Raw genomic sequence first — 2,032 nt, 5'->3', positions numbered from 1 at the left:
TGCGGCGCGAAGCGCCGCAACTCTCTATTGGGTTTGATGTCCTGACTTAAGTGAATATAGATATAATTCACAAAAGTGTGACAACACTTTTGTGAATTGGTATAAAAACCTTACTTAGCAAAGATTTTTGTAAATTATCGGGTTTTACCTATTCTTTTTAGTGATTATGAATCCCATACTACAAACTGAAATCTGTCATTTTATCCGCGAGATCGGTCAAAAAGCGATTCATCTAAGAGAGAGAGGTTTTCAAGTTGATGAAAAAGGTTTTGATGATTATGTAACTAATGTCGATCGCGAACTCGATTTACTATTAAGGCAAAGGTTTCAGGCATGGTTTCCCGATGATGTGGTAATTAGCGAAGAAAATCAACAATCGCCAGAACTATGGCAAGAAAAACAAGCATCTAGTCAGAAATATTGGTTCATTGATCCTATTGATGGTACTGATGATTTTATTCATGGGCGGGAATTCTATTCAGTGATGGTAGGGGTTTTAGAGCAATCTCAGCCAGTGCTGGGCTGGATCTATGCACCAAATAGCGATCGCCTATATTTTGGTGGAACTGCTGTTAATGGGTTATTCACGGTTACCAATGGTCATCTCCCCGAAGTTTTGCCTTCTATGCCGCCCAAGGGAGCAAGTAGCGATCGCGTAATTGTCAGTAAAAAAGACGATCTTGCCTATGGTGAGGCGATTCGCACCGCCGTTCCCAATGTGGAGTTTTATAGTCTCGGTAGCTTTGGTTTAAAGGTAATGGAAGTGGTTCAAGGTCGTGCAAATGCTTATATCTATCTCAATCGGCGCGTGAAGCTCTGGGATACCGTTGGTCCTCTGGCGATCGCCAAAGCTGCTGGGTTAGTTTGTTGCGATCTGACAGGTCGAGAAATCGGATTTGGCTATGATGATATCGATCCTGCGAAACTTACCCATAACCAAGTTATTGTGATTGGCTGGTCAAAATTTATCGACGAATTTCTGGATTCGATTCATCAAAACCTCTACGACTGCATGTAAACTGGATGTAAGTAGCTAAGCATAATTAAAAAAACGAAACCAGAGAGCGTACAGCCCGCTTAGTGGGCTGTACGCTCTCTGATTCTGGTAGCTGCCGTCACCCATCTTTTGCAAAACTTGTATTGCTCTAGTCCCGACAGATGCGATCGCATTTCGATAGCCATCTAATCACCAGTTCTTGAAATCCGCTTGTTTCATGCCTACATCAGCAATATATATTTTAGAAGTGATATGGCGCTATATTAATTAATAAATTCTAATAACTTCGCAAAAAGCCAGTATTTGGCTATATCTATGTCCAAGAAAAACTATCCTAAAGCATGGAGACGTTTCGCTACACAAGTCAATCAATCCGATCATCAAGTTTCGGTAGAACTAGGGAATAAATTTGATCGGTTAGCAAGATGGGCCGCTCGCTTTCGCCTAGCAAAGAGTTTTAAAAGACTGGATTTAGGCGATCATTATGCTAGTCCCCTTACACCCCAACTCTATTCAGCTATTACGAGAATCTTTCTTACTTATACAGCTTTTGAAACATACTGTCGCATCATTGGCTTAAATCCCAGTCAGGAAGCCCAATTAGAAGCTTGGCAAAATGAACAGTCTCAAACCACTATCATCGAAGAGATTCGTAGATTAGATCCCAAACATACTTTCTCTAGCTTTTTAGAAGAACATTTAGAGGGAGTTGCTTTAAAAAGAATGATGCGCGATTTTATCGAGGGCAAAGATGTCAATATTAGTTTTTTAGCAAGATGTACGAGACATATTTTTGCCCATGGAGTGCTGACGGCGCATTCATCAAATCTATCGGTCAAACGTTTTGAAGAGGTGTCACAGATTATTTCAGATTTCCTAATAAATTGCATGGATCGAGATTTTGACAGCCGTGTAGCAAAATAATTACAGCTAACGCAAAGTGAAAAGATGAATGGCGGCGCGATGCGCCGCCATTCATCTTTTCAGTCAGGACACAAACCCAATAGAGAGTGGCGGCGCGAAGCGCCGCCACTC

Annotated in this window: 2 protein-coding genes; both read left to right on the top strand. The window is 41.3% G+C overall.

From position 1 onward, the window contains the following. The first annotated feature begins 166 nt into the window (after positions 1 to 166). Positions 167 to 1,018, top strand: coding sequence for a 3'(2'),5'-bisphosphate nucleotidase CysQ family protein (locus PSE7429_RS22670; protein ID WP_009629739.1), 852 nt, complete (start codon positions 167 to 169; stop codon positions 1,016 to 1,018). A gap of 294 nt (positions 1,019 to 1,312) precedes the next feature. Next, positions 1,313 to 1,921 (top strand): hypothetical protein, encoded by a 609-nt coding sequence (locus tag PSE7429_RS22665; protein WP_009629738.1) that lies wholly within the window; start codon positions 1,313 to 1,315, stop codon positions 1,919 to 1,921. The last annotated feature ends 111 nt before the right edge of the window (positions 1,922 to 2,032 follow it).

It is taken from the genome of Pseudanabaena biceps PCC 7429 (assembly GCF_000332215.1).
Classification (GTDB): domain Bacteria; phylum Cyanobacteriota; class Cyanobacteriia; order Pseudanabaenales; family Pseudanabaenaceae; genus Pseudanabaena; species Pseudanabaena biceps.
This window is presented reverse-complemented; position numbering and strand designations above follow the sequence as displayed.

Bases quoted from the DNA above. Each gene is read 5' to 3' on its own strand.
- PSE7429_RS22670 (WP_009629739.1), top strand. From the start codon at position 167: ATGAATCCCATACTACAAACTGAAATCTGTCATTTTATCCGCGAGATC.
- PSE7429_RS22665 (WP_009629738.1), top strand. From the start codon at position 1,313: ATGTCCAAGAAAAACTATCCTAAAGCATGGAGACGTTTCGCTACACAA.